This is a genomic window from Bacteroides bouchesdurhonensis, from assembly GCF_900155865.1.
Classification (GTDB): domain Bacteria; phylum Bacteroidota; class Bacteroidia; order Bacteroidales; family Bacteroidaceae; genus Bacteroides; species Bacteroides bouchesdurhonensis.
Map to the genome: position 1 here is coordinate 868,136 of NZ_LT707006.1, position 18,362 is coordinate 886,497.

Below are 18,362 nucleotides of genomic sequence, written 5' to 3' on the forward strand. Positions count from 1 at the left end.
GGAAGTAAATCTTACTAAAGTATATGGTTATCGTATATTACTTGTCGGAAAGATTAGCAATAAAGTAGAGTATGGTTTAAGTTAGTTGTACGAACAAAAAATGATAATTTGTGTTTAAATTACTATAAGATGTTGTATCTTTGTAGCAAATTATAAACACGTAAATTTATGAAAAAGATTTTTAGTGCATTGTTGGTTGCTGTATGTATCTGTATGGCAATGCCTGCCCAAGCTCAAATAAATTTTGGTGTAAAGGGTGGTTTGAACTTGTCAAAAGCAAGTTTCTCAAAGGCTGACTTTAAGAAAGATAACTTTACCGGTTTCTTTATTGGTCCAATGGCCGAGTTTAAAATTCCTGTGGTGGGCTTAGGATTGGACGGAGCTTTATTGTTTTCCCAACGAGGTATAGAAGTAGAAGGAACAAAAATCAAACAGAACGGATTGGATATTCCTATTAATCTGAAATATAACATTGGTCTGGGAAGTCTGTTGGGAGTTTATCTGGCTGCAGGTCCTGATTTCTATTTCGACTTTGAAAAGAACAAGCAAGTTTGGGATGCTGACGACTATAGAATAAGAACTGATAAGAAAAGGACAGAGGTTGGTATCAATCTAGGTGCCGGTGTGAAGTTGGTAAACCATTTACAGGTCGGATTCAATTATAATATCCCGTTAGGAGATTCTGCTAAACTTATTGATAGTGATGCAGAAAGTGCTTCTTATAAAACTAAGACTTGGCAAGTTTCCATTGCTTACCTTTTCTAGTAGATTATATTTATTAAGATATGAATTAGAAGGAGGTGTGTCAAAACTCAGGCACATCTCCTTTTTTTGATCTAAAACATTCATTTTCCTTTTTTGTCTATGCGGCTATTTTTTGCCTCATTAAACGATAAGTCGTTACATTCCCCGCATTTTGAGCCACACATGGTCTGAGAGCGATAAATATAGCGTGTACATTCTTTCCCTTTCTCGCTTTTAGCAGTTTTGCACACATTTTTTTGATATTAAATGCTATAGCAAAGAAGGCAAAGTCCATTGTAACCTTGTCTTGTCCCACATGCCGGAACCTTCTGTATGCCATGTTGTGTTTCATTTGTCCAAAAACTGCTTCCGGTTCTATACATCGCCTTCCCCTATGCCTGATGCCTTCTTCCGAGAGCAACCTTTCCCGTGCCTGCCGTTTGTATTGGTTTAACCGGTGGTTTACTTCTATAATACGGTTCCCCCGGGCTTTAAAGCAACTGCCACGCAAAGGGCACCCTTCACATCTTTGTGCTTTATACCGGGCACTTTCGGTGATGTATCCGCTCGCAGTCTTGTCACATCTGGTTCCTATACGGTTCATGTGCTGCCCCATAGGACAAACGTAATAATCCTCTTCCGCATTGTAATGGAGACTCTCCGTATGGAATGGATTGGGGGTATAACGGGGACGCCGTTCTTTATGGAAGTAGTTGTACTTGACAAAGGCTTCTATCCCATTATCTTGCATGAACCGGTAATTTTCTTCCGAGCCGTAACCGGAGTCTGCCACACCGACAGTTGGTAAGCGGTTATAGCGTTGCTCAAAGGAGTGGAAGAAAGGTATGAGGGTCAGTGTATCGGTTGGGTTTGGAAACAGTCGGAAGTCTATGAGGAATTGGTTCTCGGTACCTATTTGCAGATTATATCCGGGCTTTGTCTGCCCGTTTCTCATGGCGTCTTCTTTCATGCGCATGAAGGTGGCATCAGGATCGGTCTTGGAATAGGAGTTGCGTTCTCCAAGAGTATCAAGATGGTTGTCGTATTCCATCAACTTGTCACGGTACTCCTCAAGTTCCCGGACCTGTTTCTTCTTTTCCCGGATGACTTTCTTTTGTTCCTTGTCCTTTGTTACAGGTTGGTGTTCCAGTACCTCTTTAAGTTCATCCACTATATCTGAGAGCATGGCGGGAGTGAACTCTACGGGGGTGTCTTTGACGGAGTTCTCTTGGGCTATGGCTTCATCCACCTGCTCCAGGAGAATGCGGATCTTATCCATCAGCTTTGTACGGTTCTTTTCGACTGTCTTGCGCCAGACAAAAGTATATTTGTTGGCCCTGGACTCAATCTTGGTACCGTCGATATACTCTACGTCAAGGCTGATGAAACCTTTGTCGGCAAGGACAAGGACCAACTGCGTGAAGACGTTGTTGATTTCCTCCTTGACACGGTTACGGAAACGGTTGATGGTAATAAAATCCGGATGTTCATTACCGGAAAGCCAGATATAATGAATGTCACGTAGGAGAAGCTTCTCTATTTTGCGGCACGAATAGATATTGTTCATGTAGGCGTAAATAATCACCTTGAGCATCATTTTAGGATGATAAGGACAACGACCGGTTGCTTTATAAAGCTTCTTGAAATTGTCAAGATTGAGATTATCAACAACAGTATTAACTATGCGAACCGGATCGTTCGCTGCTATGTTTTCATCAATTCTTTGGGGAAAAAGAACTGTTTGGTTGGGAATGTAAGGACGAAAATGTAACTTTGCCATAACGAAAAACTTTATGCCTAAAGATACAAAAACTTTGGGTAATAACAAAGCCCGGGCTTGGGAAAGTCTGGGCTTTGTGCATAAAAAAAGGTTGGGCCAGCGTTTTGACACAACCTCTTTTTTTTTCTATCTTTGTCGCAACAATGAACAAATATGTAGATGTAATATTACCGCTTCCGCTTCCGAAATGCTTTACTTACGCGCTTCCGGGTGAATTTGCGGAAGAAGTGAAGGTCGGTTGTCGGGTGATAGTGCCCTTCGGGCGGAAGAAGTATTATACGGCAATTGTCCGTAATGTACATTTTTCTGTCCCGACAGAATATGAGGTAAAGGAAATATCTGCATTGCTGGACGCTTCTCCTATTTTACTACCGACTCAATTTAAATTCTGGGAATGGATAGCAGATTATTATCTCTGTACACAAGGTGATGTTTATAAAGCGGCACTTCCATCCGGATTAAAGTTAGAAAGCGAGACCATCGTAGAGTACAATCCCGATTTTGAAGCGGATGCACCATTATCCGAGCGAGAGCAAAAGATATTGGATTTACTCTCTGTAGATCCGCAACAATGTGTCACAAAATTAGAGAAGGAAAGCGGATTGAAGAATATTTTGTCTGTTGTCAAATCCTTGCTTGATAAAGAAGCAATTTTTGTGAAAGAAGAATTGCGTCGTACGTATAAGCCGAAAACTGAAGCGAGAGTACGTTTAGCAGGCGTAGCAGATGAAAGACGTCTCCACATCCTTTTTGATATCCTTTCACGTGCTCCGAAGCAGTTGGCATTATTGATGAAATATGTAGAATGTTCCGGTGTTTTGGGAAGAGAAAAGCCAAAAGAAGTTTCCAAGAAGGAACTTTTACAGCAGGCAGGCGTATCTCCTGCTATTTTAAATGGACTGGTCGAAAAAAAAATATTTGAAATTTACTATCACGAGATTGGCCGGTTGAATAGGGAAGTAAATATTGCCGGTGAATTAAATCCTTTAAATGGGTTTCAGCAACGAGCGCATGATGAAATCAAACAGTGTTTTCAAGAAAAGAATGTTTGTTTGCTGCATGGAGTCACTTCCAGTGGAAAGACTGAAATATATATTCACCTGATTGAAGAAACTATTCGTCAGGGAAAACAAGTATTGTATCTATTGCCTGAAATAGCATTAACCACTCAGATTACGGAACGTTTACAACGAGTGTTTGGTTCGCGTTTAGGAATTTATCATTCTAAGTTTCCGGATGCCGAACGAGTGGAGATATGGCAGAAACAACTGGGAGAAAAAGGGTACGATATTATTTTGGGAGTGCGTTCTTCTATTTTCTTGCCTTTCCGAAATCTTGGGCTGGTAATTGTGGATGAAGAGCATGAGAATAGTTATAAGCAGCAAGATCCTGCTCCTCGTTATCATGCACGTAGTGCAGCGATTGTATTGGCGACTATGTATGGTGCTAAAACACTGTTGGGCACAGCGACTCCTTCTATTGAAACATGGCAGAATGCAATGCTGGGAAAGTTTGGCTTTGTGCAACTGAAAGAGCGATATAAAGAGATTCAATTGCCCGAAATCATTCCAGTTGATATTAAAGAGTTGCATCGTAAAAAAAGGATGGTCGGACAGTTTTCCCCATTGCTGATACAATATATGAAGGAAGCTCTGGAGCAAAAAGAGCAAGTGATTCTTTTCCAGAATCGGCGAGGATTTGCTCCGATGGTAGAATGCCGGACTTGTGGATGGGTGCCGAAATGTAAAAACTGTGATGTGAGCCTGACCTATCATAAAGGGATTAATCAGCTTACGTGTCACTATTGCGGTTATACGTACCAACTTCCTAAGGCCTGTCCCGCTTGTGAAGGGACTGAATTAGTGAATCGAGGATTTGGGACAGAAAAGATAGAAGATGATATCAAAGTTATTTTTCCGGAGGCGGCTGTAGCACGAATGGACTTGGACACAACTCGTACCCGCTCGGCATATGAAAAAATTATAGCAGACTTTGAACAAGGAAAGACGGATATACTGATTGGAACACAGATGGTTTCAAAAGGATTGGATTTTGACCATGTAAGTGTGGTTGGTATCTTAAATGCTGACACAATGTTGAATTATCCGGACTTTCGTTCTTACGAACGAGCGTTTCAATTGATGGCGCAAGTGGCCGGACGTGCTGGACGTAAGAACAAACGGGGAAGGGTAGTGTTGCAAACGAAAAGTATTGATCATCCTATTATTTATCAGGTGATTGGTAATAATTATGAAGAAATGGTGAATGGACAATTGGCAGAACGCCAGATGTTTCATTATCCACCCTATTACCGGCTGATCTATGTATATTTGAAGAACCATAATGAGTCTCTGTTGGATCAGATGGCTACTGTAATGGCGGATAAATTGAGGACTGTATTTGGCAATCGGGTGCTGGGACCGGATAAACCTCCTGTAGCCCGGATTCAGACCTTGTTTATTAAAAAGATTGTGGTCAAGATTGAACAGAATGCCCCGATGGGACGTGCGAGGGAACTGCTGTTACGTATCCAACGGGAACTGCTAGAGGATGAACGGTATAAATCACTGATTATTTATTATGATATGGACCCTATGTAAAATTATATAATCACTTTAAATTTATTTACTATGACACGATTTTCTATTTTTTGCTTGTTGGGATTGTTTAGCACTAGTATGTTGTTTTCCCAAAATGGAGTGACTCAATGTGGAACGCCTACCGGTCAGCCTCGTTTTCCTCTGAATACTTATCAGGAGTTACCTGATCCGGTTGCTCCCTCTGCTGAAAACTGGGTAACTGTTTCTACTCCCAAAGCGTCATGGGGGAGTATCGACTATCGGTATGCAAAACACATGGTCCCAGCGAAAGGATTGCAAAAGGTATCTGTTTTGCAGGGATGGCGTGGTGAACGAGTAAATGCACAGGCAGTAGTATGGACAGGCGAGGATATTCAGAATTTGAATCTTAGCCTCACAAGTTTTAAGAGTTCGAAAGGAGCAGTGCTTCCGGCAGATGCTTGCACAGCTGCTTTTATGCGTTATGTAATGACGGATCAATTGAATCTAAATGGTAAGGGAGGTTGTGGAAACAGACCGGACCACTCTCTTTTTGATTCTTTGTTGGTAGCGGATATGATTGATCCGGATCTGAAGAGTATGAAACTTCCTGCTCGTACTTCACAACCTATCTGGGTGCAGTGCTGGATCCCCCAATCTGCTACACCGGGTATGTATAAAGGTAATTTATTGGTGAAGGATGGAGAAAAGCTAATTGCTAGCCTTCCTCTGGAAATTAAAGTTTCTTCACGTGAACTTCCTCAACCTTCGGAATGGGCTTATCATCTTGATTTGTGGCAAAATCCATTTGCAGTAGCTCGTTATTATCAAGTTCCACTTTGGAGTCAGGCACATCTGGATGCTATGCGTCCTTTAATGAAGATGTTAGCGGATGCTGGACAAAAGATTATTACTACTTCAATCATGCACAAACCTTGGAATGGCCAGACAGAAGATTATTTTGAGTCAATGGTTACTTGGCTGAAGCGCGCAGACGGTACATGGGCTTTTGACTATACGGTTTTTGACCGTTGGGTGGAATTTATGATGGGAGTGGGTATCAATAAACAGATTAATTGTTACTCCATGGTTCCTTGGAAATTGTCTTTCCAGTATTTTGATCAGGCAACAAATTCTTTGCAATTTGTAACGACTGCCCCCGGAGAGCCGGCTTATGAAGAAATGTGGATGGCTATGCTTACTTCATTTGCTAAACACCTCAAAGAGAAGGGATGGTTTGATATTTGTACCATTGCCATGGATGAGAGGCCAATGGAAGTGATGCAGAAAACATTGAAAGTGATTCGTAAAGCCGATCCGGATTTCAAAGTCTCATTGGCAGGAAACTATCACGAACAAATTGAAAAGGATTTGTATGACTACTGTATCGCTATCGGACAGAATTTCCCTGAAGATGTACGGATTCGTCGTGCGGCAGAAAATAAGCGTACTACGTATTATACTTGTTGTTCGGAAGCGCATCCTAACACCTTTACTTTCTCTGATCCGGCTGAGGCTGTTTGGATTAGTTTCTATTCCTCAAAGAAACATTTGGATGGGTATTTGCGTTGGGCATACAACAGTTGGCCCTTGGAACCATTGCTAGATTCCCGTTTCCGTAGTTGGGCAGGTGGAGATACTTATCTGGTATATCCGGGAGCCCGTAGCTGCCTTCGTTTTGAACGTTTGATTGAGGGCATACAAGCTCATGAGAAGATTCGTATTCTTCGTCAGGAATTTAAAGAAAAAGGAAATGAGGCCGGTTTAAGAAAAATAGAAAAAATGCTGGTTCCGTTTAATTTAGGTGATATGCCGGAGATTCCGGCAGCGACAACGGTGAACCGGGCGTATAGTATATTAAATTCATTTTAATAAAGAAAGGATAAAATGGTAAAGATCTTATTTGTGTGTTTGGGAAATATCTGTCGTAGTTCTACGGCAGAAGGAATCATGCTTCATTTAATAAAGGAAGCGGGATTGGAACAAGAATTTGTGATTGATTCCGCAGGGATTCTTTCATATCATCAGGGAGAGCTTCCCGACAGTAGAATGCGTGCTCATGCTGCTCGTCGGGGATATCAGTTAGTGCATCGCTCCCGTCCGGTACGTACAGAAGATTTTTATCATTTTGATTTGATTATTGGTATGGATGATCGTAATATTGATGATTTGAAAGATAAAGCTCCTTCTCCGGAAGAGTGGACGAAGATTCATCGTATGACGGAATATTGCACACGAATTCCTGCGGATCATGTACCCGATCCTTACTATGGTGGTGCTGAGGGCTTCGAGTATGTACTCGATGTCCTTGAAGATGCTTGTGTGGGGTTGCTTACTTCTTTAACTCAGGATAACTGATTCGAGTATGATAAGCAATTTTTAGCTTTTCTTTAAATACTGATTTAATGATCGCAATATCTTTAAAAGTAATCGGACATTCTTTGAAATAACCTTCAGCAACCTGAGAGTCGATAATCTTATCCACCAGGTTGCTGATACTTTCTTCTGTATATTCAGGTAGACTGCGGGAAGCCGCTTCAACAGCATCTGCCATCATTAGGATAGCTTGTTCCTTTGTAAAAGGATTCGGTCCCGGATACGTAAATAGTTCTTCATCTGGTTCTTCACCCGGATGTTCGTTTTTCCAGGAGATATAGAAAAACTTCGTTTTCCCACGTCCATGATGGGTGCTGATAAAATCCTTGATTACTTTAGGTAGGTTATGCTTATCTGCCAATTTCAATCCATCTGTGACATGACTAATAACAACTTGCGAACTTTGTTCGTGGCTCAAGTTTTTATGTGGATTGACTCCACCGGATTGATTCTCCGTAAAGAAAGCTGGGCTTTCCATTTTACCGATATCATGATATAATGCGCCTGTACGTACCAGTTGACTCTTTACTCCGATTCGTATAGCAGCTTCTGCGGCAAGATTGGCTACCTGCATAGAATGTTGGAAAGTTCCGGGAACAGTTTCAGACATTTGTCGGAGAAGATCATTGTTGATATTGGAGAGTTCTATTAGCGTAACGTTGGACGTAAATCCGAATGTCTTTTCCAATATGAACAATAATGGGTATGCAAATAGTAAAAGGATACCATTCGTTATAAAATGAGTGTACATTCGGACATTCAATTTTGAGAAATCATTGGAGAGTCCATTTTCAGTCATGAGCTCAAAAGAGAAATAGATGGCAGCATAGGTCAGTATTACTAATAATGCCGTTCGGAAAAGTTGCGATCTCTGAGAGAGTTCCCGTAGACTGAATATAGCGACTAATCCGGCTGCCAACTGAGTGAGGATAAACTCATGTGGAAAACGGAGTGATATGGAACAGAGTAGGATGGTGACCGTATGTGTCACGAAAGCGGTACGTGAATCTAGGAATACGCGAATGATAATCGGTAACATCGCATAAGGGATTATGTACACATTTGATAGATTATGTGTCACCATAAAGGCGGTAACTATATTGTAAAAGACGATCAATGTAAAGAGTAATGACAGACTTCCTTTACGTTGATAATAGTCTTTTCGGAATAGGTCCAAGTAAAGCATGAAACACATGATCAAAATACCGACAAATAGAATTTGTCCTCCAAGTATGAGGCGGCTTTGTCCGATTGATTCATTTCGTTTGATAGATTCTTTACGCAATGATTCGAGAATGTTATATGTCTCTGGCGTTATCATTTCCCCACGATCGACGATTTTCTGTCCGCTTACCACAAGTCCGTTTGCCCATGGATAGTTACTTAGTATTTCTTTTTGAGCAGTTTCGGTTCGTTGTTGGTCGAAGATAAGGTTCGGGGTGATATATTCATTCAAGGCACATTGACGCAATATATCTTTATTTAAATGAAGTGAGTCTGCTTGGGCTAATAAATGTTCGTAGGCTTTCTTTACCGTATAAAGATGATCGGTGCTTCGTGGATTGGCAAGCTTATCATCAATAACCAGAATGGAAGTGACGCTATCCTTATGGAGTTCTTGCATATTTTCTGTCGATACAATTCCTGATTCATAGATGTCTTTCAGCATTCGTTCAATGTATCGCAGATAATCGGTAGAAGGAAGAATGCCCTTCAAATTGGCATGATAATTCTCTTTCAGTTTGTTTAATGCATCCTTTTCTATTGATTTCTGGAATTGATAATAAGGTTGGAAGGATGCCATCAGACTATCCTGTTCCCGTTTAACGGTCGCGTCTTCTTTATATATAGGAAAGTTGAAAGTAGCAATTAATTGTCCGTACTTCCAAGGCTTGTTTATATCATACTGATAATTGAATTTTCCATCACGTGGCAGGAAATAGACAATTAATGCTACAGTCCCTACAAATAGTAGGGCTTTATAGAGTAAATCTCTCCAAGAGAAGCTTCTTTTCTTCTTTAGATGTTCCATAACCGTTTAAATTTTGGCGAAAAGTACAAAAAAAAACAATAGTGTGGAAAAAAAGATTTAATTTTGCCGTGATTTACCTATACTAACCCAAATTATGGCAGAAAGAAAAGTAAGAGTTCGTTTTGCTCCAAGTCCAACAGGAGCATTGCACATCGGTGGTGTGCGTACAGCTTTATATAATTATTTATTTGCACGTCAGCACGACGGAGATTTGATTTTTCGTATTGAAGATACTGATTCTAACCGTTTTGTTCCGGGTGCAGAGGAGTATATACTTGAATCTTTTAAGTGGTTGGGTATTCACTTTGACGAAGGGGTAAGCTTCGGAGGTGAACACGGTCCGTACCGTCAGTCTGAGCGTCGCGAGATCTATAAGAAATATGTGCAGATTTTGTTAGATAGTGATAAAGCATACATTGCTTTTGATACTCCTGAAGAATTGGATGCTAAACGTGAAGAGATTGCTAACTTTCAATACGATGCTTCTACCCGTGGTATGATGCGTAATTCGCTGACTTTGGCTAAAGAGGAAGTGGATGCTTTGATTGCGGAAGGTAAGCAATACGTGGTTCGTTTCAAGATAGAACCGAATGAAGATGTACATGTGAATGATTTAATTCGTGGTGAAGTAATTATTAATTCGTCTATTTTGGATGATAAAGTTCTCTATAAGTCTGTAGATGAGTTGCCTACTTATCATTTGGCAAATATCGTGGATGATCATTTGATGCAAGTATCTCATGTAATTCGTGGTGAAGAATGGTTACCTTCAGCTCCGTTGCATGTTTTGTTATATCGTGCTTTTGGTTGGGAAGATACCATGCCGCAATTCGCTCACTTGCCTTTACTCCTCAAGCCGGAAGGAAATGGAAAATTAAGTAAGCGTGATGGCGACCGTTTAGGCTTTCCGGTATTTCCGTTGGAATGGCATGATCCGAAGTCTGGAGAAATCTCTTCTGGTTATCGTGAATCCGGTTATCTGCCTGAAGCGGTAATTAATTTCCTTGCTTTGCTGGGATGGAATCCGGGAAATGATCAGGAAGTGATGTCGATGGATGAGTTGATTCAGTTGTTTGATCTTCACCGTTGCAGTAAATCGGGAGCTAAATTTGATTATAAGAAAGGAATTTGGTTTAATCATCAATATATTCAACAGAAACCGAATGAGGAGATTGCTGAGCTGTTTTTGCCTGTATTGAAGGAACATGGTGTGGAAGTTCCTTTTGAAAAGGTAGTTACGGTTGTCGGTATGATGAAAGACCGGGTAAGTTTCATTAAAGAATTATGGGATGTATGCAGTTTCTTCTTTGTTGCACCTACTGAATATGATGAAAAAACGGTAAAGAAGCGCTGGAAAGAAGATTCAGCTAAGTGTATGACCGAATTAGCGGAAGTGATTGCCGGAATTGAGGATTTTAGTATTGAAGGACAGGAAAAAGTTGTTATGGACTGGATTGCGGAAAGAGGATATCACACAGGCAATATCATGAATGCCTTTCGTTTGACATTGGTTGGCGAAGGAAAAGGTCCGCACATGTTCGATATTTCTTGGGTATTGGGTAAAGAAGAAACATTGGCTCGTATGAAACGTGCCGTAGAGGTATTGAAGTAAACACAACACTATGCTTTACAACCTGGCAATAGTCATTTATGACTTTCTGGTCCATTTAGCTGCACCGTTTAGCCGTAAGCCCCGGAAAATGATGAAGGGGCATTGGGTGGTATATGAACTTCTGCGTCAGCAAGTGGAAAAAGGGGAACGATATATTTGGTTTCATGCTGCTTCATTGGGGGAATTTGAACAAGGACGTCCATTAATCGAAATGATCCGGGCAAAGTATCCGGATTATAAGATTTTGCTGACATTCTTTTCTCCGTCTGGTTATGAAGTTCGTAAGCATTATAGAGGGGCAGATATCGTTTGTTACCTGCCTTTTGATAAGCCACGAAATGTGAAAAAATTCCTGGATATTGCGAATCCTTGTATGGCGTTCTTTATAAAATATGAATTTTGGAAGAATTATCTGGATGAACTGCATAAACGCCGTATTCCAGTATATAGTGTTTCTTCTATTTTTCGTCGAGATCAAATCTTTTTTAAATGGTATGGAGGAACTTATCGGAATGTATTGAAGGACTTCGATCACTTGTTTGTGCAGAATGAGGCTTCCAAACGTTACTTGTCTAGGATTGGCATTGGACGTGTAACTGTGGTGGGGGATACTCGTTTTGACCGGGTGTTACAGATTCGTCAGGAAGCTAAGGATCTTCCATTGGTTGAGAAATTTAAAGGAAATAACTCTTTTACATTTGTCGCTGGAAGTTCATGGGGACCGGATGAAGATATATTTCTTGAGTATTTCAATTCTCATCCGGAAATGAAATTGATTATTGCTCCCCATGTCATTGAGGAGAACCACCTGGTTGAGATAATTAGCAAATTGAAACGTCCGTATGTCCGTTATACTCGTGCTGATGAGAAGAATGTATTGAAAGCAGATTGTTTAATTATCGACTGTTTCGGATTGCTTTCTTCTATTTACAGGTATGGTGAAATCGCTTACATTGGAGGTGGTTTTGGAGTCGGCATTCATAATACATTGGAAGCTGCTGTTTATGGCATTCCGGTTATTTTTGGTCCAAAGTATCAGAAGTTCATGGAAGCAATTCAGTTACTCGAAGCGAAAGGCGCATATTCTATTAAAGATTATGAGGATTTGAAAAATCTTTTAGATCGTTTTCAATCGGATGAAGTTTTCTTACGTGAAACGGGTGATAATGCAGGGTATTATGTGACAAGCAATTCCGGAGCTGCAGAGAAGATAATGCATATGATTAACTTCTAAATATAAATTGAAGGGTACTATGAAAAGCAGTACCTTTCAATCTGTAATCTTCTGGACGCTAATAATTGTGTCTAAAAGGCAAACTATTAAAGTTTTTGATCTTTATCTAAAGCAATATTTTGTTATTTATACCATTGTGAGTACATTAAATAGTTGTGAGCAATCTTTTGATTTAGTTCTTTTGCTTGTTCCGGATCTACTTTCTTGATAAATTTAGCCGGCACTCCTCCCCAGATACTACCAGGTTCAATTACCGTATTGCTTAATACTAGAGAACCGGCAGCAACAATTGCTCCTTCCCCTACTATAGCATGATCTAATATTGTTGATCCCATTCCAATCAAAGCATAGTCTTTGATAGTTGCTCCATGAATGGTTACATTGTGTCCAACAGAAACATGATCACCGATTTCAAGAGTCGATTTCTCATATAAAGTATGTAGAACACTCCCGTCTTGGATATTTACTCCGTTGCCGATTCGTATGGAATTGACATCTCCACGTAAGACGGTACAAAACCAGATGCTACAGTCATTTCCTATCTTAACATCTCCTATGATGGTTGCATTGTCTGCTAAAAAACAGTTTTCTCCGATTTCGGGAGTAAATCCTCGTACTGATTTGATTAAAGCCATAAATCTTTGGTTATAATAATGTTTCTAATTTAATATGCTAATATGTTGTTCTTCCTCCCTCTGGATGTCGTGAGATTTAAAACGGAGGTCTTGTATAATCCGACATCTGAAGTAGAGCAAGATTTGTTTTAAATGGAAGAGGTAGCTTTTTTTAGCCAGTTTTTCTCTTCTTCGTTGAGATGTGGAGAAAGTTTTTCATAAACGGTTTGATGATAATCATTAAACCACTTAATTTCTTCGTCTGTTAGCATCTCTTTGACAATACCTTTTTTACAGATAGGACATAAAGTGAGTGTTTCGAATCTGAAATATTCTCCAAACATGCCTTCTTTATCTTTACAAACTAATATCAGGTTTTCTGTACGTATTCCATGACTGCCTGATTTATATACACCAGGTTCATTAGAGATGACCATACCGGGTTGTAACACAACAGGGTTTTCGTTCATACGGATACTTTGAGGACCTTCATGTACACTTAGAAAATGTCCGACGCCATGTCCTGTACCATGGAGGAAGTTCATTCCATGCTTCCAGATTGGCATGCGGGCTAATACATCGAGTTGTGCACCTCGGGTACTATTTGGGAATTTGGCCATGGCCAGTGCTATATGTCCTTTTAATATTAAGGTATAGTCTGTTTTTTCTTCTTCCGTAAGTTCTCCTAGTGCAATCGTACGGGTGATGTCGGTAGTTCCATCTAAGTATTGAGCACCTGAATCTAGAAGTAGAAAGCCTTTAGGCAAGAGAGTTGCATTACTTTCCGAGGTAGCAGAATAGTGCACAATGGCTGCATGCTCCTTATATCCAGCAATCGTATCAAAACTTTCTCCTATATAAAGCGGTTGGGCTGCCCGAAAATCATGTAGCTTTTTATCAATGCTTAATTCAGTCTCTTTTTCTGAAGGAACAGCTTCTTCCAACCATTTCAAAAATCTTACTAATGCTACTCCATCTCTTTGCATGGCAGCATGTATACCACTAATTTCCTGTTCATTGCGGATAGCTTTCAACAGACTAACCGGTGATTCTCTTCGGATGATCGAACATTGAGGAGGAATGGTTGAGTAAATGGCATAATTTGTTTTTTTGGAATCGATAAGTAGGTTCTTCCCTGTATACGAGTTTAGGAAGGTTTCAACATCATTGTAATCTCGGAGATTGATATGCTCCTCCTTTAAATACTTTTCAACTTCTTTAGTAACTTTCTCAGGTGAAATGAAAAAGACAACTTCGTCTTGAGTAATCAGTAAGTAGCTTATGACAACCGGATTGCAATGAACATCATTACCTCTTAAGTTGAGAGTCCATGCTATTTCATCGAGAGCTGATAGAAATAAAGCATCGATTCCTTGCTTTTTTAGCTCATTGCGAAGAATCTCCACTTTTTCACTGCAACTTTTCCCCGCATATTGGAGTTCATAGATGAAAGCCGGTGCTTTGGGCATAGCAGGACGATTTTCCCAGATATAATTCATGAGGTCACCGGATAGATTCACATGGATATTATGAACAGCAAGTTCTTTCTTTATCTGTTCTATTTGGAGTACGGAAAACATTTTTCCATCGATACCAATTGATTCTCCAGGCTTTAAATTGTCGCATAGATAATCGGTGATACTAGGTGTGTCGGGTAGCATTTCTTTAAATAGTGTAATATCGCTACCCTTTAATTCTTCAGCTGCTTGAAGGAAATATCGGGAATCAGTCCATAAGCCGGCTTTGTTTTCCAAAACAACAACTGTTCCTGCAGAACCTGTGAAGCCGGAAATCCATTCACGTGATTTCCAATGCGGTGCTACATACTCACTTAGATGAGGATCGGTACTTGGAATAATAAAAGCCTTTATATGGTTAGGCTTGAACATCATCCGTAATGCTTGTATCCGTTCTTTTATATTCTCTTTCATACATTATTATATTATTAGATACATAAGTGAATTCAAAGGTAATAACTTTCCATGGTTAATTGCTTGTTTATGAATAGTTTTTGAGAAATATTTGCCGAAAGTTTTGTGAATAAAGAAACTATGTGTAATTTTGCGGCGCAATTTGACTGCAGAAATTTTTAACCATAACATATTTAATAAAAACAAAATGATTGTAGTACCTGTAAAAGAAGGCGAAAACATTGAAAAAGCGCTGAAGAAGTTTAAAAGAAAATTTGAGAAAACTGGCATTGTAAAGGAGTTGAGAAGCAGACAGCAGTTTGATAAACCGTCTGTAACTAAAAGACTTAAAAAAGAACGTGCAGTTTACGTGCAACAACTTCAGCAAGTAGAAGATTAATAATTCGTAAATTCCTTTGAATTATTGAATTCTTTTCATACATTCGTTGCACGATTTTAGATGTAGCGATATTATGTTGATAGAATCTTTTCTTGATTATCTCCGGTATGAACGGAATTATTCCGATAAAACCATACTTGCGTATGGTGAGGATATAAAGCAACTACAGGAGTTTGCTCAGGAAGAGTACGGAAAATTTGATCCGCTGGAGGTGGAAAGCGAACTGATTCGTGAATGGATTGTTTCATTAATGGATCAGGGATATACTTCTACTTCTGTAAACCGTAAGCTAAGTTCACTCCGGTCGTTTTATAAGTATCTTTTAAGGCAAGGGGAGGTGGCTGTGGATCCGTTACGTAAAATAACGGGCCCTAAAAATAAGAAACCACTACCAGTCTTTCTGAAAGAGAGTGAAATGAATAGGTTGTTGGACGAGACCGATTTTGGCGAAGGGTTTATAGGATGTCGAGACTATTTAATTATCGAAATGTTTTATGCCACAGGCATGAGGCTGTCGGAGTTGATAGGACTGGATGATAAAGATGTGGATTTTTCGGCTTCTCTTCTGAAAGTGACTGGGAAAAGAAATAAGCAGCGGTTGATACCGTTCGGTGACGAACTGCGAGGTTTGATGCTGGAATATATTAATGTAAGAAACGAAACAATTCAAAAAAGGTCAGAAGCTTTTTTCGTTAGAGAAACTGGTGAAAGGCTTTATAAGAATTTAGTCTATAATTTAGTGAAACGGAACCTGTCAAAGGTGGTGGCGCTGAAAAAAAAGAGTCCTCACGTGTTGAGACATACTTTCGCCACAACTATGCTGAATAACGATGCAGAACTGGGGGCGGTAAAAGAACTTTTGGGTCACGAGAGTCTTGCGACTACCGAGATTTACACGCACGCCACGTTTGAAGAACTTAAAAAAGTGTATAAACAAGCTCATCCAAGGGCTTAAAAAAAGGAGGTAAGTATGGACATTAGAATTCAATCAATTCACTTTGATGCGTCAGAGCAATTGCAGGCATTTATTCAAAAGAAAGTGTCTAAGTTGGAGAAATATTACGAAGATATAAAGAAAGTAGAGGTGTCATTAAAGGTAATTAAGCCGGAAACTGCTTCTAATAAAGAAGCAGGCATTAAAATACTAATCCCTAACGGGGAATTTTATGCTAGTAAAGTGTGTGATACATTCGAGGAAGCAATAGACTTAAATGTGGAAGCACTTGAGAAACAACTGGTGAAATACAAGGAAAAACAACGTAGCAAATAAAAAAACTGCAAATGTTTTGCGGGAAAGAAATAAATAACTAAATTTGCAGCCGTTTCGCTCGCGTTAGAACGTGACGGTTGCATTTTTTAGCTAAACGCCTCTTTAGCTCAGTTGGCCAGAGCACGTGATTTGTAATCTCGGGGTCGTTGGTTCGAATCCGACAAGAGGCTCAAGGATTGATGAAAGTTAATTTAACTCGCTTGGCGAGAAATTGATGAACTGAAAATGAAGAAAGAATAGTCATAGGGAAGAACATAAGTATTCAATGTATTGTTCGCTTTTAATTCTTAATTTTTATGATTCGTTCTTGATTTTAAAAGGGCAAATACCAGAGTGGCCAAATGGGGCAGACTGTAAATCTGCTGGCTTACGCCTTCGGTGGTTCGAATCCATCTTTGCCCACAAACAGAGTGACAACTTTGGCAAGAATGCGGAAGTAGCTCAGTTGATAGAGCATTAGCCTTCCAAGCTGAGGGTCGCGGGTTTGAATCCCGTCTTCCGCTCTCAATTTTCTTGCTGTTATAGCTCAGTGGTAGAGCACTTCCTTGGTAAGGAAGAGGTCCCGGGTTCAAGTCCCGGTAACAGCTCATAAATGATGAAAGCTGATTATTAATCAAATAAATAACAAGTAAAGCTATGGCTAAAGAGAAATTTGAACGTACCAAACCGCACGTAAACATTGGTACAATCGGTCACGTAGACCACGGTAAGACAACGTTGACAGCTGCTATCACAACTGTGTTGGCAAAAAAAGGTCTTTCTGAATTGCGTTCTTTCGATTCTATCGATAACGCTCCTGAAGAAAAAGAAAGAGGTATTACTATTAATACTTCACACGTTGAGTATGAAACAGCTAACCGTCACTACGCACACGTTGACTGTCCGGGACACGCTGACTACGTAAAGAATATGGTAACTGGTGCTGCTCAGATGGATGGTGCTATCATCGTTTGTGCTGCAACTGATGGTCCGATGCCTCAGACTCGCGAACATATCTTGTTAGCTCGTCAGGTAAATGTGCCTCGTTTGGTTGTATTCTTGAATAAGTGTGATATGGTTGATGATGCTGAAATGTTGGAACTCGTTGAAATGGAAATGAGAGAACTTCTTTCATTCTATGATTTCGATGGTGACAATACTCCTATCATTCAGGGTTCTGCTCTTGGCGCATTGAACGGTGTTGAAAAATGGGAAGACAAAGTTATGGAATTGATGGATGCAGTTGATACATGGATTCCACTTCCTCCACGTGATGTTGATAAACCTTTCTTGATGCCGGTTGAGGACGTATTCTCAATCACAGGACGTGGTACTGTAGCAACAGGTCGTATTGAAACTGGTGTTATCCACGTAGGTGATGAAGTAGAAATCCTTGGTTTAGGTGAAGACAAAAAATCAGTTGTAACTGGTGTTGAAATGTTCCGTAAACTGTTGGATCAAGGTGAAGCTGGTGATAACGTAGGTCTGTTGCTTCGTGGTATCGACAAGAACGAAATCAAACGTGGTATGGTTCTTTGTAAACCAGGTCAGATTAAACCGCACTCTAAATTTAAAGCTGAGGTTTATATCTTGAAAAAAGAAGAAGGTGGTCGTCATACTCCATTCCATAACAAATATCGTCCTCAGTTCTATTTACGTACTATGGACTGTACAGGTGAAATTACTTTGCCAGAAGGAACTGAAATGGTAATGCCGGGTGATAACGTAACTATTACAGTAGAATTAATATACCCTGTAGCATTGAACCCAGGTCTTCGTTTCGCTATCCGCGAAGGTGGACGTACAGTAGGTGCTGGTCAGATTACTGAAATTCTTGACTAATATACTATAAT

At 40.0% G+C, this 18,362-nt stretch carries 14 protein-coding genes and 4 tRNA genes; 14 read left to right on the forward strand and 4 right to left on the reverse strand.

Going from position 1 to position 18,362, the window contains the following annotated elements; all coding sequences use genetic code 11:
- The first annotated feature begins 168 nt into the window (after window positions 1-168).
- A complete protein-coding gene (locus tag CZ225_RS03315; RefSeq protein ID WP_077152973.1) occupies window positions 169-765 on the forward strand; it encodes a porin family protein in 597 nt (198 codons plus the stop codon).
- 97 nt (window positions 766-862) lie between these two features.
- Here the strand turns inward: CZ225_RS03315 and CZ225_RS03320 are convergent, their stop codons facing one another.
- Complete coding sequence (locus tag CZ225_RS03320) at window positions 863-2,524, reverse strand: IS1182 family transposase (protein ID WP_077152662.1); 1,662 nt, start codon at window positions 2,522-2,524, stop codon at window positions 863-865.
- A gap of 143 nt (window positions 2,525-2,667) precedes the next feature.
- Here CZ225_RS03320 and priA point away from each other — a divergent pair, with 143 nt between their 5' ends.
- The 3 genes from priA to CZ225_RS03340 are packed head-to-tail and all read left to right on the forward strand — an operon-like array spanning window position 2,668 to window position 7,440.
- Window positions 2,668-5,124 (forward strand): replication restart helicase PriA, encoded by a 2,457-nt coding sequence (gene priA, locus CZ225_RS03330; protein ID WP_077152975.1) that lies wholly within the window; start codon window positions 2,668-2,670, stop codon window positions 5,122-5,124.
- A gap of 30 nt (window positions 5,125-5,154) precedes the next feature.
- On the forward strand, window positions 5,155-6,954 hold the full coding sequence (locus CZ225_RS03335; protein WP_077152976.1) for a DUF4091 domain-containing protein: 1,800 nt from the start codon (window positions 5,155-5,157) through the stop codon (window positions 6,952-6,954).
- Window positions 6,955-6,969: 15 nt separating this feature from the next.
- Entirely contained in the window at window positions 6,970-7,440 is a 471-nt protein-coding gene (locus CZ225_RS03340) for a low molecular weight protein-tyrosine-phosphatase (RefSeq protein ID WP_025075477.1), read from the forward strand.
- Here the strand turns inward: CZ225_RS03340 and CZ225_RS03345 are convergent.
- Window positions 7,415-9,490 (reverse strand): HD family phosphohydrolase, encoded by a 2,076-nt coding sequence (locus tag CZ225_RS03345; protein WP_077152977.1) that lies wholly within the window; start codon window positions 9,488-9,490, stop codon window positions 7,415-7,417. The two genes, CZ225_RS03340 and CZ225_RS03345, sit on opposite strands and share 26 nt — an antisense overlap.
- 94 nt (window positions 9,491-9,584) lie before the next feature.
- On the opposite strand from CZ225_RS03345, the gene gltX reads away from it, so the two are divergent.
- Both gltX and CZ225_RS03355 read left to right on the forward strand, forming a co-directional pair.
- Window positions 9,585-11,102 (forward strand): glutamate--tRNA ligase, encoded by a 1,518-nt coding sequence (gltX, locus tag CZ225_RS03350; protein WP_077152978.1) that lies wholly within the window; start codon window positions 9,585-9,587, stop codon window positions 11,100-11,102.
- Window positions 11,103-11,112: 10 nt separating this feature from the next.
- A complete protein-coding gene (locus tag CZ225_RS03355; RefSeq protein WP_077152979.1) occupies window positions 11,113-12,336 on the forward strand; it encodes a 3-deoxy-D-manno-octulosonic acid transferase in 1,224 nt (407 codons plus the stop codon).
- A gap of 122 nt (window positions 12,337-12,458) precedes the next feature.
- On the opposite strand, the gene CZ225_RS03360 is transcribed toward CZ225_RS03355, so the two are convergent.
- Together CZ225_RS03360 and CZ225_RS03365 are read right to left on the reverse strand one after the other, a co-directional pair.
- Window positions 12,459-12,971 carry a gamma carbonic anhydrase family protein gene (locus CZ225_RS03360; RefSeq protein WP_025075474.1) on the reverse strand — a complete coding sequence of 171 codons (513 nt, stop codon included), beginning with the start codon at window positions 12,969-12,971 and terminating at the stop codon, window positions 12,459-12,461.
- Between the two features lie 128 nt (window positions 12,972-13,099).
- Window positions 13,100-14,881, reverse strand: coding sequence for an aminopeptidase P family protein (locus CZ225_RS03365; RefSeq protein ID WP_077152980.1), 1,782 nt, complete (start codon window positions 14,879-14,881; stop codon window positions 13,100-13,102).
- Between the two features lie 187 nt (window positions 14,882-15,068).
- Here CZ225_RS03365 and rpsU point away from each other — a divergent pair, with 187 nt between their 5' ends.
- From rpsU to tuf, 8 genes are all read left to right on the forward strand, one after another.
- A complete protein-coding gene (gene rpsU, locus CZ225_RS03370) occupies window positions 15,069-15,260 on the forward strand; it encodes a 30S ribosomal protein S21 (protein WP_002558090.1) in 192 nt (63 codons plus the stop codon).
- Between the two features lie 73 nt (window positions 15,261-15,333).
- On the forward strand, window positions 15,334-16,215 hold the full coding sequence (xerC, locus tag CZ225_RS03375; protein WP_077152981.1) for a tyrosine recombinase XerC: 882 nt from the start codon (window positions 15,334-15,336) through the stop codon (window positions 16,213-16,215).
- A 15-nt stretch (window positions 16,216-16,230) separates the two neighbouring features.
- A complete protein-coding gene (hpf, locus tag CZ225_RS03380) occupies window positions 16,231-16,530 on the forward strand; it encodes a ribosome hibernation-promoting factor, HPF/YfiA family (RefSeq protein ID WP_077152982.1) in 300 nt (99 codons plus the stop codon).
- A 96-nt stretch (window positions 16,531-16,626) separates the two neighbouring features.
- Window positions 16,627-16,700, forward strand: a tRNA-Thr gene (locus CZ225_RS03385).
- Window positions 16,701-16,849: 149 nt separating this feature from the next.
- Window positions 16,850-16,932 (forward strand) — tRNA-Tyr (locus CZ225_RS03390).
- Window positions 16,933-16,960: 28 nt separating this feature from the next.
- A tRNA-Gly gene (locus CZ225_RS03395) sits at window positions 16,961-17,033 on the forward strand.
- Window positions 17,034-17,045: 12 nt separating this feature from the next.
- A tRNA-Thr gene (locus tag CZ225_RS03400) sits at window positions 17,046-17,117 on the forward strand.
- 49 nt (window positions 17,118-17,166) lie between these two features.
- The gene (gene tuf / locus CZ225_RS03405) at window positions 17,167-18,351 is read left to right on the forward strand and encodes an elongation factor Tu (protein ID WP_025075470.1); all 1,185 of its coding nucleotides are present in this window, start codon (window positions 17,167-17,169) and stop codon (window positions 18,349-18,351) included.
- Window positions 18,352-18,362: the final 11 nt, after the last annotated feature.

What these genes read in the sequence shown, in the direction of transcription:
- CZ225_RS03340 (WP_025075477.1), top strand. Translation starts at nt 6,970, where the DNA reads ATGGTAAAGATCTTATTTGTGTGTTTGGGAAATATCTGTCGTAGTTCT.
- rpsU (WP_002558090.1), top strand. Translation starts at nt 15,069, where the DNA reads ATGATTGTAGTACCTGTAAAAGAAGGCGAAAACATTGAAAAAGCGCTG.
- tuf (WP_025075470.1), top strand. Translation starts at nt 17,167, where the DNA reads ATGGCTAAAGAGAAATTTGAACGTACCAAACCGCACGTAAACATTGGT.
- CZ225_RS03355 (WP_077152979.1), top strand. Translation starts at nt 11,113, where the DNA reads ATGCTTTACAACCTGGCAATAGTCATTTATGACTTTCTGGTCCATTTA.
- hpf (WP_077152982.1), top strand. Translation starts at nt 16,231, where the DNA reads ATGGACATTAGAATTCAATCAATTCACTTTGATGCGTCAGAGCAATTG.
- priA (WP_077152975.1), top strand. Translation starts at nt 2,668, where the DNA reads ATGAACAAATATGTAGATGTAATATTACCGCTTCCGCTTCCGAAATGC.
- CZ225_RS03335 (WP_077152976.1), top strand. Translation starts at nt 5,155, where the DNA reads ATGACACGATTTTCTATTTTTTGCTTGTTGGGATTGTTTAGCACTAGT.
- xerC (WP_077152981.1), top strand. Translation starts at nt 15,334, where the DNA reads ATGTTGATAGAATCTTTTCTTGATTATCTCCGGTATGAACGGAATTAT.
- CZ225_RS03320 (WP_077152662.1), bottom strand. Translation starts at nt 2,524, where the DNA reads ATGGCAAAGTTACATTTTCGTCCTTACATTCCCAACCAAACAGTTCTT.
- CZ225_RS03315 (WP_077152973.1), top strand. Translation starts at nt 169, where the DNA reads ATGAAAAAGATTTTTAGTGCATTGTTGGTTGCTGTATGTATCTGTATG.
- CZ225_RS03365 (WP_077152980.1), bottom strand. Translation starts at nt 14,881, where the DNA reads ATGAAAGAGAATATAAAAGAACGGATACAAGCATTACGGATGATGTTC.
- CZ225_RS03360 (WP_025075474.1), bottom strand. Translation starts at nt 12,971, where the DNA reads ATGGCTTTAATCAAATCAGTACGAGGATTTACTCCCGAAATCGGAGAA.
- CZ225_RS03345 (WP_077152977.1), bottom strand. Translation starts at nt 9,490, where the DNA reads ATGGAACATCTAAAGAAGAAAAGAAGCTTCTCTTGGAGAGATTTACTC.
- gltX (WP_077152978.1), top strand. Translation starts at nt 9,585, where the DNA reads ATGGCAGAAAGAAAAGTAAGAGTTCGTTTTGCTCCAAGTCCAACAGGA.